Raw genomic sequence first — 13,099 nt, 5'->3', positions numbered from 1 at the left:
GATTGGAGACTGAACATGCGTAAATGGAAAATCGCTTTGGGCGCGGCTGTCGCGCTGGGCGCAATCTCGGTGGCGAGCGTTCACCTGCTCGATATGGGCAGCCTCAGCCTCAATGCCGGCACGGCCGGAGCGGCGACCCCCGCTCCCGCGGCATTCGTCATGCCGGTGCCGGTGACCAGCGTGGTGAAGAAGACGATCCCGATCTATCTCGACTATGCCGCCCGCACCGAACCGATCCGCAGCGTCACGCTGCAGGCCAGAGTGCCGGGTTACCTGGAAGAGCAGGTCGCCGAAGACGGTGCCGACGTCAAGAAGGGCGACCTCCTCTACAAGATCGCGCCGCAGGATTTCCAGGCGGCGCTCGACCAGGCGAAAGCGCAGGTGCAGCGCGACACCGCGACGCTCGACTATGCCCGCTCCAATCTCGGCCGCGGCACCGAGCTCGCCAAGAGCGGCTACCTGGCCAAGGACAGCTTCGACCAGCGCACCAGCACTCTGCGCGAGGCGCAGGCGTCGCTGGCGCTCAACCAGGCGGCGGTCCGCACGGCCGAGCTCAATCTGAGCTATTCGGAGATCCGCGCTCCCTTCGCCGGCCGCATCGGCCGTAACCAGGCCTCGATCGGCACGCTGGTCAGTGTCGCCGGCACGGTGCTCAACACGCTGGTGCAGCTCGACCCGATCTATGTAACCTTCAATCCGAGCGAGAGCGATCTGGCGCAGATCGAGGAAGCTCGCGCCGCCGGCCCGATCGAGGTCGAGGTGCTGCTCCCGGGCGAGACCGAAGCCCATCAGAAGGGTGAACTCACCTTCATCGACAACACGATCGACCATTCGACCGGCACCATCACCGCGCGCGCCACCATCGGCAACGCCAAGTTCGCGCTGCTGCCTGGCCAATATGTCCGCGTACGGCTGCACGTCAAACAGCAGCCCGATGCGCTGATGGTGCCGCAGGTCGCACTGGGTTCGAGCCAACTCGGCAAATATCTCTACGTCGTCGGCAAGGGCAATACGGTCGACCAGCGGCTGGTTTCGACCGGGCCGACCAGCGGCGACCTGGTGGCCATCCTGAGCGGCGTCGCGGAAGGCGACCAGGTGATAACAGGCAATCTGCAGAAGATCGGTCCTGGAATGCCGATTTCGCCACTGCCACAGAAACCGGCCACCTGACTCCCCCGCAGGCCCGGTTTCAGCGCGGCGCCCCGGCCTTCCCACAGGTCGCGGGCGCCGCTTTTGCGAGCAGTTCCGCCCGACCAGTACCGGCGATGTGAAAAAAGCCGCAAAAGCTCTTGTTAGATTGTCGACAATCTGCTTGTCTTGCCCTTGTTTCGTCGGGAGTGGCCGGATGGCAAGGGCGGACTTCAGTCCAATCGCGGATACGACGCGACGCGCGGAGATCGTGGCGCTGCTGCGACGGGCAATCCTGACCGGCCAGTTGGAGCCGGGCCAGAAGCTCAACGAGCTGCGGATTTCCGAGCAGATGCGCGTCAGCCGCGCGCCTTTGCGCGAAGCGATGCGCGAGCTGGTGCAGGAAGGCATCCTGACCAGCATTCCCTATGCCGGCACCTTCGTCATCAATGTCACCGCCAAGGACATCGACGACGTCTACTCGCTCAACAAGGTGCTCGACGAATTCGCCATCGAGCGGACATGGGAGCTGCGCGACCGGCGCTTTTTCGATGAGCTCGACCGGCGCCATGAGGCGGTGAAGCAGGCGACGCGCGACCGCGACACCACAAGGCAGATCGAAACCGCACTGCAACTGCATGGCCTGATTCACGAATGGGCCGACAATTCCGTTCTTTTGGAAACATGGCAGCGGCTGACCAGCCGGTTGCAGATGTATTTCGCCCTGCACCAGCAGGCACGCGACGAAGCCGTGCCCGCCGAGGACGTTCACGAGACCTACGTGCGGCTGCTCAAGGGCGACGACATGCGCGCTGCCCAGCGCCACGCCCGCGAGCATATAGACCACGACTTCGAAGAGCTTCTTGCCTACGCGCGCGCCCTCGAACGGCGCCCGTCGAAAGGCGCCTGATCCTTCCCCGGCGGATAACGGACATCAACGTGCAGATCGCAACCATCAAAGCCTACCATGTCGTGCAGCCCTTCGTGGACGGGCCCTACCGCATGTCAAAGGGGCGCGTCGCCGACGCCTTCGACGCGGTGATCGTCGCCATCTCCTCGGACGATGGCATCACCGGTTGGGGCGAGATGGCGCCGCTCGGCAATTTCTATTCGGCCGCCTTCCCGGCGGGCGCCCGTGCCGGCGTTATGGAGATCGCCCCGCACCTCATCGGCCAGGAGCCACGCGGCCTCGCCAGCATCGGCCGGCTGATGGACACCGTCTTCAAGGGCCATCCCTACATCAAGTCGGCGCTCGACATGGCCTGTTGGGATCTCGCCGCGCGCGCCGCCGACGTGCCGCTGGTGACGATGCTGGGCGGTAAGGAGAGCGATACGGCCGAGCTCTACAAGGTCGTCACCCATGGCAGCGTCGATGCCATGGCCGCGCTTGCGAAGCGCATCGTCAAGGATGGCTTCCAACGGCTGCAGGTCAAGGTCGGCGGCAACGTCCGCGACGACATCGAACGCGTCACGGCGGTCGCCGCCTCAGTGCCGAAAGACACTGTCATCTTCTGCGACGCCAATGCCGGCTGGACGCCCTACCAGGCGCGCCAGTTCGCCGATGCGACGCGCTCGATTGATTACACATTCGAGCAACCCTGCACGACGATCGAGGAAACCATGTCGGTGCGCCGCATGCTCGACAAGCCGATGGTGCTCGACGAATCCGTCACCTCGCTCGAGGACATGCTGGAAATCCATCGCCGGGGCGCGGCCGACGGGCTGACGCTGAAGATCTCGCGGCTCGGCGGCGTCACCAGGACCCGGCTGATCCGCGATGTCGCCGTAGACCTCGGCTTCATGATCACCGTCGAGGACACTGGCGGCGCCGAGATCGACACTGCGGCCATGGCGCATCTGTCGCTGTCGACGCCGCTGGAGCGCCGCCTGCACGCCATCGCCTTCCACGAATGGGTGACGGTGCGCACGGCGTCGAACAAGCCGCCGGTCACCGGCAGCCGCATGGGCGTTCCGGATGGTCCGGGCCTCGGCATCGACGTCCTCCCGGATCTTCTCGGCAAGCCCTTCTTCGAGGTCGGCCGGTGAAAATCCGCGGCATCAAGGCGACGCCGATCAACCTCAGGCTGGAGGCGCCTTATGCCTGGGTGTTCGGTGAACTCGACGGCTTCTCGCCGACCATTGTCGAAGTGGAGACCGAAGATGGCCTGATCGGCCTCGGCGAAGCACCGACACCGGCAGCAGCCGCGATCATCAACGACATCCTGGCACCGCGGCTCGTGGGCCGCGACGCCTTTGACATCGCCGGCGCCGAGCATGTCTGCCTCCCCTACTGGACCGGCGTGCAGTCGATCAACGACCGCACCCGCATCATGGCCTTCGGCGCGATCGACATGGCGCTCTGGGACCTGCGCGGCAAGGCGTGGAACCAGCCGCTCTACCAATTGCTCGGCGGGGCCGTGCGCAAGGACATCCCATTCACCGACTATTTCTCGCTGCGCGGCGACGGGCCAAGGGTGAAAGGCGAGACGACGCCGGAGGAGGTCGCCGACTATTGCGTCGAGCTTCATGAGACGCACGGAACGACCTTCTTCGAAGGGAAGTTCTCGACGCAGGCTCCAAAAATCTCGCTGAAGATGATCGAATTGATCCGCAGGAAGCTCGGCGACGATGCGATGATCCGCATCGATTCCAACCAGGCCTATTCGCTCAGCACCGCCCGGCGACTGGCGCGGCCGCTGGAAGAGCTTGGCGTGCGCAATTGGGAGGATCCGGTGGCGACGATCGAGGAGATGCGCGAACTCAGGCGCCATTGCTCGATCCCGTTCTCGACCCACAACATCGACATCGCCCGCGCCATGGACCTCAAGGTGCCCGACGCCTTCGTCGGCAATCCGACGGCGCATGGCGGCATCGGCCGCATGCTGCGCTTCGTCGGCGCCTGCGAGCACGCCGGCATCGATTTCTGGTGCTACAGCGGCGACAGCGGCATCGGCAGCGCCGCCTACCTGCATCTGTGCGCCGCGCTCGGCTGGATGCGGGAGCCGAACCAGTCGCTGTTTCGCATGCAACCGACGGACATAACCGAAGAGGGACCGTTTTGCCCGAGGAACAATGTCGTGCGCGTCCCGGAGGGGGCCGGTCTCGGCATCACATTGTCGCGAGAACGGCTCGCTGCCTGCCATCGCGACTTCGCCGAGAACGGCCCCTGCGACAAATATCACGATCCGGCAAAGCCCGGAACTTACCGTCGTTTGCCGCTGAACTAGATGAGGGCGGCCGGCCAAAACAGAAGAAGCCAGCCGCCGCGATCCCGATCGGAAAGGGTGGCCACGGACCAGAGGAAGCAGTGCAGCCCAGAATCCGGCACATCCACGCCAAGGACTGGATGGACCGGACAAAACCGCGTGCTACAGTCCCGGTCTACAGGCCTCTGGCGACCGGAAACGGTGTAGTCGCGAATTTTCGTCAACCATAAGAAACAGGGGAAAGGGTCAAACCCATGAGCAAGAATTATCGCATTCTCGATCTCATCCGGCGCAATCGCTCGCCGCTCGAAAATCATCTCATCGACGGTCTCGTCGACGGCCGTGTCAGCCGCCGCGACTTCATCCGCCATGGCAGCCTGCTCGGCCTGTCTCTGCCGCTGCTGGGCGGCATCACCACGGCCGCGGGCCTCGGTGCCATGCCGTCGCCCGCCCGGGCGCAAGGCGCGCCAGGCGCCACGATCCGCGTCGCAAGCAGCGTGCCGGCGGCGACGATCGACCCTGTCACGATCGCCGATGCCGGCGGCCTGCTGATCATGCAGCAAGTCGCGGAGTTCCTCTGCGTCGACGGCCCAGATCTCGTGCTCAAGCCGGCGCTGGCTGAAAGCTGGAAGCCGAACGACAACGGCTCGGTGTGGACTTTCAAGCTGCGCAAGGGCGTGAAATTCCACTCAGGCGGCGAGATGAAGGCCGACGACGTGGTGGCCAGCATCGACCGTATCGCCGACCCGGCCAACTCGTCCAACGCACTGTCGGTGTTCACCGGCATCCTGTCGAAGGGCGCCAGCAAGAAGGTCGACGACTACACGGTGGAATTCCACCTCGACGCCCCGAACGGCAACTTTCCCTACATGGTGTCATCAGACAATTACAACGCCGTCATCGTGCCGGCGAGCTACAAGGGCGACTATGAAAAGAGCTTCGACGGCACCGGGCCGTTCAAGATCGACAAATACACGCCGAAGGTCGGCGCTTCCTTCGTCCGCAACGAGGACTACTGGGGCGAGAAGGCGCTGCCGGAACGCACCGAATTCACCTTCTTCGCCGACATGCAGCCAATGATCCTGGCGCTGCAAGGCGGGCAGGTCGACATCATCAACCAGATGCCTGTCCTGTCCGGCGTGGCGCTGCTCAACGACCCGAACATCGACATCATCAGCCTGAAATCGTCGGCGCACCAGCAACTGCACCTGCGCTGCGACGACGGGCCGATGAAGGATGCGCGCGTGCGCCGCGCCATCGCGCTCAGCCTGGACCGCGACAAGCTGGTCGCGGGCCTGATGAAGGGGCGCGCCGTGGCTGGCAACGACAGCCCGTTCGCCCCGGTCTATCCCTCGACCGATGCGAGCGTGCCGCAGCGCAAGCAGGACATCGCGCAGGCCAAGCAGCTCATGGAAGCGGCGGGCGCCGGCAAGGGCTTCAAGATGACGCTGACCACCGAGCGCTATCTCGAAATCCCCGAATACGCCCAGCTCATCCAGAACTGGGTCAAGGAAATCGGCATCGAGCTCGAGCTCAACATCCTCGACCAGAGCGCCTATTACGGCGACGCCGTGTTCGGCAAATCGAACTGGCTGGACTCGGAAATGGGCATCACCGACTACGGCCACCGCGGCGTGCCGAACGTCTATCTTGCCGCCCCGCTGAAGAGCGAAGGCACATGGAACGCGGCGCACTTCAAGAACAAGGACTACGACGCGCTGGCGACCAGCTATATCGCGGCCCTCGATCTCGAAGCGCAGAAGGCGACGGCAGGCAAGATCCAGAAGCTTCTGCTCGAGGAGACGCCGGTCATCTTCGGCTATTTCTACGACTATCTGACGGCGACGGCGAAGGGCGTGGCCGGCGTGCAGCCGACCGCGATGTCGCAGCTGTTCCTGGAAAAGGCGTCGAAGGCCTGAGCGGAAGGGAAAGCCAATCCTATAACAGCCAGCTTCCTGACGGGAGCTGGCTACTCAGGGAGTGTTAGCCATTCTCTCCTTCCTTGTCCGGCGCGTCTCGCTTTCGCTCGTCACGCTGTTCCTGCTCAGCATCATGGTCTTCCTGGGCGGGCAGGTGCTGCCCGGCAATGTCGGGCGCGCCATATTGGGGCCGTTCGCCGACCAGCGCGCCGTCGATGCGCTCAACCATTCGCTCGGCGTCGACCGGCCACTGCTTGCCCAGTACTGGAGCTGGATTTCAAACTTCGTCCAGGGCGACATGGGCACGTCCTACATCTTCCGCTCGCCGGTCGCCCCCTTCGTCATCGATGCGCTGGGAAATTCGATGAAGCTGGCGGCGGTCGCCTTCGTGCTGGTGGTGCCGATCGGAATCCTTGGCGGCGTCGTCGCAGCCCTCAATCTCAACCGGCCGCTCGACCGCATCATCAGCCTTGGCGGCCTGTCGGTGACGGTGCTGCCGGAGTTCGTCACCGGCATCATCCTTATCCTGATCTTCGGCGTCTGGCTGCGCTGGCTGCCGATCTCGGCGGCATGGCCGCGTGATGCCGGGTTCTTCACGCAGCTTTACTACCTGATCCTGCCGGCGCTGCCGCTGTTCCTGGTGCTGTTCGGCTATATCGCGCGCATGGCGCGCTCGGGCATGATCGAGGCGCTCGATTCCGACTATACGCGAACCGCGGTGCTCAAGGGCCTGCCTTGGCGCACGGTGATCTGGCGCCATGTGATGCGCAATGCGCTGCTGCCGACCATCACCGTGATCGCCACCCAGACCGGCTATCTCATCGGCGGCCTCGTGGTGATCGAGACGCTGTTCCGCTACCAGGGTATCGGCTCGCTGATCTTCACCGCTGCGCGCGGCAAGGATTTCCCGATGCTGGAATCGGGCATCCTGACCATCGGCATCGTCTATGCCGTGGCCACCCTTGTGGCCGACTTCCTCTATTCCGTGCTCAATCCACGCATCCGACTGGGGTCAGAACAATGAGCGCCGTCCAGACCAGTCCCGCCAGGCAGGACGACACACGCCAGCGCAGCCCGGTGGCGGAGGTTTTGTCCTCGCTGCTTCGCTCCGGCACCTTCCTCGTCGGCATCACCATCGTGCTGTTCTGGGTCGCCTGCGCGCTGTTCGGCGAACATTTCGCGCCCTACGATCCGCTTGCCGACGACATCATCAACGCGCTGGCGCCGCCTTCGGCCGAACACTGGTTCGGCACCGACCAGATCGGCCGCGACGTCTTCTCGCGCGTCATCGTCGGCTCGCGCGACATCCTGACCGTCGCGCCGCTGGCGACGTTGCTGGCGACGGTGGCCGGCACGGCGCTCGGGCTGCTCACCGGTTACTTCCGCGGCATCGTCGACGACGTCATCAGCCGCATCCTGGAAGCCTTCATGGCAATCCCGGTGGTGATCGTGGCGCTGCTCGCCATCGTGGCGCTCGGCACGTCCAAGACCACTGTCATCGTGGTCATCGGGCTGAGCTTCGCGCCGATCATCGCGCGCACCGTGCGCTCGGCGGTGCTGGCCGAACGCGAACTCGACTATGTCGCCGCCGCCCAGCTCAGGCATGAAAGCGCGCTGCATACGATGTTCGTCGAGATCCTGCCCAACGTCATCCCGCCGATCCTGGTCGAAACCACGGTGCGGCTGGGCTACGCCATCTTCGCGGTCGCCACGCTCTCCTTCATGGGCTTCGGCATCCAGCCGCCATCGCCGGACTGGGGCTTAAGCATCTCCAGCAATTACGGCATGATCGGCGGCGGCTTCTGGTGGACCGTGCTGTTCGACGCACTCGCCATCGCCTCGCTGGTAATCGGCGTCAACCTGGCGGCCGACGGTGTGCATGGAGCGTTCAATGACTGAACCCGCCAAGGCCCGGAAGGCGAAGACCCAGAACGCACTCGACCTCAACGACCTGTCGGTCGCCTATCGTGTTTCGGGCCGCAACCGGGCGGTGCTGCGCAATCTCAGCCTCACCATCGGCCAGGGCGAGGCCTATGGGCTGGTCGGCGAATCCGGCTGCGGCAAATCCACGGTCGCCCTTTCCGTCGTACGCTACCTCCCTAGAAACGGTTCGATATCAGGCGGCGCGATCTTCCTCGACGGCCAGGACGTCATGAAACTCGATGCCGAGGCGCTCAGGCGGGCGCGGGCCGAAAGCGTCTCCATGGTCTACCAGGACCCCGGCAAGGCGCTGAACCCGTCGATCCGCATCGGCCGCCAGCTGACCGAAATCTTCGAGCTTGGCGGCACAATGGGGCAGGCAGCCGAGGATCGCGCAATTGCCATGCTGAACCGGGTGCGGATCTCCGATCCGGCCAGCGTCATGCAGCGCTATCCGCACCAGCTTTCCGGCGGCATGCAGCAGCGCGTGGCGATCGCCATGGCGCTGGCCAACGATCCCTCGATGCTGATCCTGGATGAGCCGACGACCGGCCTCGACGCGACGGTCGAAGCCGAGGTGCTCGACCTGATCGCGCAGCTGCGGCAAGAACTGTCGGCCTCGATCCTGTTCATCAGCCACAATCTCGCCGTCGTCTCCAAGATGTGCGACCGCGTCGGCGTGCTCTATGCCGGCATGCTGGTCGAGGAAGGACCGACGCAGGCCGTCTTCAACGATCCCCGCCACCCCTATACGGTGGCGCTGCTGCGCTGCCTGCCGCGCGGGGGCCAGCGCAAGGACCAGGGCCGCCTCGACACCATCCCGGGTTTTTTGCCCGGCATCGGGGCCGACATCAAGGGTTGCCCCTTCGCCGACCGCTGCGCTCTCGCTACCGACCGCTGCCGCAACGAGTTGCCGCCGCTCTACGAGCTGGGCGGCCGGCTGTCGCGCTGCCACTATCACGAGCAGGCGCAATCCCTGCCGCGCGCGACGCCCATCGACGCGCCCGCCGCCCCGAAAGCCGCGGCCGCGCCGGTATTGCGGGTCGCCGGACTGAACAAGACCTTTGCCAGCCATGGCCATTCGCTGCGCGCGGTGAAGGACGTGTCGCTCGATCTCAGGCCGGGCGAAACGCTCGGGCTGGTCGGCGAATCCGGCAGCGGCAAGACTACTTTCGCCAGGCTGCTGCTCGGCCTCGTGCCGCCCGACGACGGCGGCAGCATCGAGCTCGAGGGCAAGGCGCTGGCGCCGCGGCTTGGGGACCGCAGCGACGACCAGGTCAAGGCGATGCAGATCGTCTTCCAGAATCCGGACTCCGCACTCAACCGCTCGCATTCGATAAGGCATCTGATCGGCCGCGCGCTGAAGCGGCTGGCAGGCTTGAGCGGCAAGGCGCTGGAGGCGCGCCTCGACGACCTCGTCCGCTCGGTGCGGCTGACCGACCGGCATCTGGCCGTGAAGCCGCGCCAGTTGTCGGGCGGACTGAAACAGCGCGTTGCCATAGCGCGTGCCTTCGCCGGCGATCCACGCATCGTCGTGTGCGACGAGCCGACCTCCGCACTCGACGTGTCGGTGCAGGCGGCGATCCTCAACCTGCTCGCCGATCTGCAAGCGAAGGAAGACGTCAGCTACATCTTCATCTCGCATGACCTTGGCGTGGTGCGCTACCTCTCCGACAAGATTGCCGTCCTCTATCTCGGCCGCATCATGGAGCTTGGGCCGTCGGAAGAGGTTTTCTCCGGCCCGCATCACCCCTACACCGAAGCGCTGCTGTCGGCCGTGCCCAGGCTCGACCAGACCGAAACGGCACGCATCCGTCTCGACGGCGAAATCCCCAGCGCCACCAACCCGCCCTCGGGGTGCGTGTTCCACACGCGCTGCCCGCGCAAGATCGGCCCGATCTGCGAACAGCAGGAACCGCCGCTGGCCGAGGCGCGCCCAGGACACTCGATCCGCTGCCATATTCCCTACGCGGAACTCGCCAGGCTGCAGAGGCCGGTAGCGGTCGATACCCAGCCGGCGTAGCTGAAAATGCGGCCCCTGCCCTTCACAGATGGCCGGCCATGCTGAAGGACCGGTCGCCCTCGGCAAAGCCCTGCTCGCCGGCCCAATCTCTCGTCAGCGCCCGCAATCCCGCCAAGGCCACGTCGAGCACGTCCGACGACGCCGGATTGCTGGGATAGGCAAGATAGATCGGCCGCTGGAACACGGGCGTGTTCGCGACGCGTTTCATTTCGCCGCGCTCGATATGGCCGCTGACGGCGCTGAGCGGCAGATAGGCGGCGGCGTGCTGCGACAGCACATGCTGCAACCCGATGAAGACCAGGCCGGCCGAAATGGCCGGCTTGACCATGCCGGCAAACGCCCGATCATGCTCGATGCGGAATTCGAGCCCCCAGTCCATCATTATGTAGTTCTCGGTCCACGGCTTCGTCTGCGCGGCATGCTGGACAAGCACCACCTGATCGACGGCCAGCGTTTCGTAAACGATGCCGGGATGCGGCCGCGGCAGATAGAGGATGCAGATGTCGAGCAGGCCTTCGGCCAGTTGGTCGATCGCCAGATCGGGAAAACTGCCCTCGAGCCGCAACGCCACGTTCGGCCGCTCGGCGCGCATCCATTCGACCCATGGCGAGGTGATGCGCTCCCACAGATAGGCGGGCGCGGTCAGCCGCAGCAGTGCTTCGTAGCCATCGGGAACGGCGATGTCCTGCCTCGATTGCTCCCAGGTGCGGGTAATTGCGGACGCATGCGGCAGGAACTGCCGGCCGGCCGGCGTCAGCGTGATGCCATCGCGGTCGCGGACGAAAAGCCGTCGCCCCAACTGCTCCTCCAGCACCCTTATCCGCGCACTGACGGTGGACTGGGCAAGGTTCAGCCGATTGGCCGCGACGGTGAAGCTGCCATGCTCGGCAATCTCCAGGAAACTGCGCAGGTTTTCGGTGTCCATCCCTTCGCTCCCGCATCGAGAATTCCGATGGCCCCTATCAAAAAATATCGCTTTCCGGTCGCGGTCAACGATGAACTAGATGGCCTGCCCCAAGACAAGCGAGGATTGCAGCCATGCCGAAGCATTTCGAGAGGATCGACATCGCCCGCCGGAATCTGACTGCAATCGAAAATTCCGCTGTCGACGAATTACTGGCCGGCCGGCTCGACCGGCGCGATTTCCTGCGCCATGGCAGCGTTCTCGGCCTTTCGCTGCCGTTCCTGGGCAGCCTTGTCGCCGCTGCCGGCCTCGGCACGCAAAAGGCCCGCGCCGAAGGCAAGCCGGGCGGTACGGTGCGCGCCGGCGTGGCGACGCCCGGCGGCGCCATCGATCCCGTGACCTATTACGACAGCGGCAGCTACCAGCTGGTTTTCCAGACCGCCGAGTTCCTCTGCGTCACACAGCCGGACCTCACGCTGAAGCCTGTGCTGGCGGAAAGCTGGTCGCCGAACGAGGACGGCAGCGTCTGGACGTTCAAGCTGCGCAAGGGCGTGAAATTCCACAATGGCGAGGATTTCAAGGCCGACGACGTCGTCGCGACCTTCGACCGGCTGGCCGACCCGGACGGGGCCTCGAACGCGCTTTCGGTGTTCAAGGGGCTGCTGTCGAAGGGCGGCACCCGCAAGGTCGACGACCACACCGTCGCCTTCCATCTCGACGTGCCGAACGGCAGCTTTCCCTATTCGGTGTCGATCGACAACTACAATGCCGTCATCCTGCCGGCGAGCTACAAGGGCGATTACGAGAAGACCTTTGAAGGCACCGGCCCGTTCCGGCTGGAGACCTACACGCCGAAAGTCGGCGCGACCTTCATCCGCAACCCCGATTATTGGGGCGAGAAGGCGCTGCCCGACCGGCTCGAGTTCAAATTCTACGGCGATGTGCAGCCGCGCATCCTGGCGCTGCAGGCCGGCGAAGTGGACATACTCGACGCCGTTCCGCTCGATGTCAGCCAGGTGGTGCTGAACAGCCCCGACATCACCGTGCTGCGTGTCGCCTCGACCGCGCACCGCCAGCTTCACATGCGCTGCGACATGGCGCCTTTCACCGACAAGCGCGTGCGCCAGGCACTGGCGCTGTGCATCGACCGTTCCAAGCTGGTGGATGGGCTGTGCCGCGGGATGGCGGCGACCGGCAATGACAGCCCGTTCGCGCCGGCCTTTCCCGCAACCGATAAGTCGGTGCCGCAGCGCTCCCAGGACATCGCCAAGGCCAAGCAGCTTATGGAAGCGGCGGGCCTCGGCAGCGGCTTCGACATCACGCTGACGACGTTGCGCTATTCCGATATTCCCGGCTACGCGCAGTTGTTCCAGAACTTCGCCAAGGAGATCGGCGCGCGCGTCTCGCTCAACATCGAGGACCAGGACAAATATTATGGCAAGGCGGTGTTCGGTCAATCGGACTGGCTGGACAGCCCGCTCGGCATCACCGACTACGCCCATCGCAGCGTGCCGAACGTGTTCCTGAAAAGCCCGCTGGTCAGCGACGGTCCGTGGAATGCGGCGCATTTCAAGAGCCCGGCCTATGACGGCATGGTCACTTCCTATCTCAAGGCGCTCGACATCGGCGCGCAGCGGGCGGCGGCGTCCGACATCCAGAAGCTGCTGCTTGACGAGACGCCTGTCATCTTCAGCTATTTCCCCGACCTCCTGGTGCCGGTGCGCAAGAATGTCAGCGGGCTGCCGCCGATCGCCGCCGGCCTGCTGCTCGACCGGGTGTCGCTGGGATAGAGGCTGGATGGACAATTTCTGCTTTCGGGCGGCGAGGCTATCCGCCAGCGGGTCTGCGAAGGGCGAGGGGGGGCAATCGTCCGAGCCGCCCGACTCAGGAGAAGCCCGCCGCCCGGAAACCCACTCCGATACGACGACTCAATCCCAGGTTCATCTCGCTTTGCCCCAACACTCGATGACAAAAGAAAAGAAACGGGAGACTACCATTC

Annotated in this window: 10 protein-coding genes; 9 read left to right on the top strand and 1 reads right to left on the bottom strand. The window is 64.8% G+C overall.

The genetic code is table 11. From position 1 onward, the window contains the following. Positions 1-15 precede the first annotated feature (15 nt). The 8 genes from LB551_RS13715 to LB551_RS13680 all read left to right on the top strand — a co-directional run bounded on the left by LB551_RS13715 (position 16) and on the right by LB551_RS13680 (position 10,196). Entirely contained in the window at positions 16-1,170 is a 1,155-nt protein-coding gene (locus LB551_RS13715; RefSeq protein ID WP_140551112.1) for an efflux RND transporter periplasmic adaptor subunit, read from the top strand. A gap of 175 nt (positions 1,171-1,345) precedes the next feature. Next, the gene (locus LB551_RS13710; RefSeq protein ID WP_224659520.1) at positions 1,346-2,038 is read left to right on the top strand and encodes a GntR family transcriptional regulator; all 693 of its coding nucleotides are present in this window, start codon (positions 1,346-1,348) and stop codon (positions 2,036-2,038) included. 29 nt (positions 2,039-2,067) lie between these two features. Beyond that, entirely contained in the window at positions 2,068-3,174 is a 1,107-nt protein-coding gene (locus LB551_RS13705; RefSeq protein WP_224623397.1) for a mandelate racemase/muconate lactonizing enzyme family protein, read from the top strand. After that, positions 3,171-4,355: a mandelate racemase/muconate lactonizing enzyme family protein gene (locus LB551_RS13700; protein WP_224659519.1), complete on the top strand. Its 1,185-nt coding sequence runs from the start codon at positions 3,171-3,173 to the stop codon at positions 4,353-4,355. Before LB551_RS13705 ends, LB551_RS13700 begins: the two co-directional genes overlap by 4 nt. A gap of 233 nt (positions 4,356-4,588) precedes the next feature. Further along, on the top strand, positions 4,589-6,253 hold the full coding sequence (locus LB551_RS13695; protein ID WP_224659518.1) for an ABC transporter substrate-binding protein: 1,665 nt from the start codon (positions 4,589-4,591) through the stop codon (positions 6,251-6,253). A gap of 70 nt (positions 6,254-6,323) precedes the next feature. Beyond that, complete coding sequence (locus tag LB551_RS13690) at positions 6,324-7,277, top strand: ABC transporter permease (protein ID WP_224659711.1); 954 nt, start codon at positions 6,324-6,326, stop codon at positions 7,275-7,277. Beyond that, positions 7,274-8,152, top strand: coding sequence for an ABC transporter permease (locus LB551_RS13685; protein WP_224659517.1), 879 nt, complete (start codon positions 7,274-7,276; stop codon positions 8,150-8,152). The genes LB551_RS13690 and LB551_RS13685 overlap by 4 nt, the downstream gene beginning before the upstream one ends. Then, positions 8,145-10,196, top strand: coding sequence for an ABC transporter ATP-binding protein (locus LB551_RS13680; RefSeq protein ID WP_224659516.1), 2,052 nt, complete (start codon positions 8,145-8,147; stop codon positions 10,194-10,196). The genes LB551_RS13685 and LB551_RS13680 overlap by 8 nt, the downstream gene beginning before the upstream one ends. Positions 10,197-10,218: 22 nt before the next feature. Here LB551_RS13680 and LB551_RS13675 read toward each other — a convergent pair whose 3' ends face one another. Then, positions 10,219-11,121, bottom strand: coding sequence for a LysR family transcriptional regulator (locus tag LB551_RS13675; protein WP_224659515.1), 903 nt, complete (start codon positions 11,119-11,121; stop codon positions 10,219-10,221). 113 nt (positions 11,122-11,234) lie between these two features. On the opposite strand from LB551_RS13675, the gene LB551_RS13670 reads away from it, so the two are divergent. Next, entirely contained in the window at positions 11,235-12,890 is a 1,656-nt protein-coding gene (locus tag LB551_RS13670; RefSeq protein ID WP_224659514.1) for an ABC transporter substrate-binding protein, read from the top strand. Positions 12,891-13,099 lie beyond the last annotated feature (209 nt).

Origin of the sequence: Mesorhizobium sp. BR1-1-2, assembly GCF_020165435.1 — a bacterium.
In the GTDB taxonomy this organism is placed as follows: Bacteria; Pseudomonadota; Alphaproteobacteria; order Rhizobiales; family Rhizobiaceae; genus Mesorhizobium.
The sequence above is the reverse complement of the archived record's forward strand: the minus strand, read 5'-3'. Positions and strand labels throughout refer to the sequence as shown.

Bases quoted from the DNA above. Each gene is read 5' to 3' on its own strand.
- LB551_RS13715 (WP_140551112.1), top strand. From the start codon at position 16: ATGCGTAAATGGAAAATCGCTTTGGGCGCGGCTGTCGCGCTGGGCGCA.
- LB551_RS13675 (WP_224659515.1), bottom strand. From the start codon at position 11,121: ATGGACACCGAAAACCTGCGCAGTTTCCTGGAGATTGCCGAGCATGGC.
- LB551_RS13680 (WP_224659516.1), top strand. From the start codon at position 8,145: ATGACTGAACCCGCCAAGGCCCGGAAGGCGAAGACCCAGAACGCACTC.
- LB551_RS13695 (WP_224659518.1), top strand. From the start codon at position 4,589: ATGAGCAAGAATTATCGCATTCTCGATCTCATCCGGCGCAATCGCTCG.
- LB551_RS13685 (WP_224659517.1), top strand. From the start codon at position 7,274: ATGAGCGCCGTCCAGACCAGTCCCGCCAGGCAGGACGACACACGCCAG.
- LB551_RS13710 (WP_224659520.1), top strand. From the start codon at position 1,346: ATGGCAAGGGCGGACTTCAGTCCAATCGCGGATACGACGCGACGCGCG.
- LB551_RS13670 (WP_224659514.1), top strand. From the start codon at position 11,235: ATGCCGAAGCATTTCGAGAGGATCGACATCGCCCGCCGGAATCTGACT.